The sequence below is a fragment of the Bacillus sp. SIMBA_031 genome (assembly GCF_046535225.1).
Classification (GTDB): Bacteria; Bacillota; Bacilli; order Bacillales; family Bacillaceae; genus Bacillus; species Bacillus velezensis.
This window is the reverse complement of the sequence record NZ_JAWRXC010000531.1, coordinates 1-249: the sequence shown is the minus strand read 5'-3', so window position 1 is coordinate 249 and position 249 is coordinate 1. Positions and strand designations below refer to the sequence as shown.

The window sequence follows — 249 nt, the reverse complement described above, 5'->3', positions numbered from 1 at the left end:
AGCGCCACGAGCCACTGCGGCACATCGTTGAGGGGCGCCCAAAAGTGGCCCCAGAACTTCACATACAGGGCGACGGCGGTGACGTCCACAATGGAGGTCATGGCCCAGTTCAGGAAGTACAGCCAACCGGCCGTGTACGCCATCTTCTCGCCGTAAAACTCACGGGCGTACGAAACGAAAGAGCCCGACGTCGGACGGTACAGCACCAGCTCGCCCAAGGCCCTCAGGATCAGGAAAGCGAAAAACCCG

Annotated in this window: 1 pseudogene; it reads right to left on the bottom strand. The window is 61.0% G+C overall.

What is annotated here, in order from left to right:
• Positions 1-249, bottom strand: a pseudogene (locus SB724_RS21270) (amino acid permease); the annotation flags it as partial.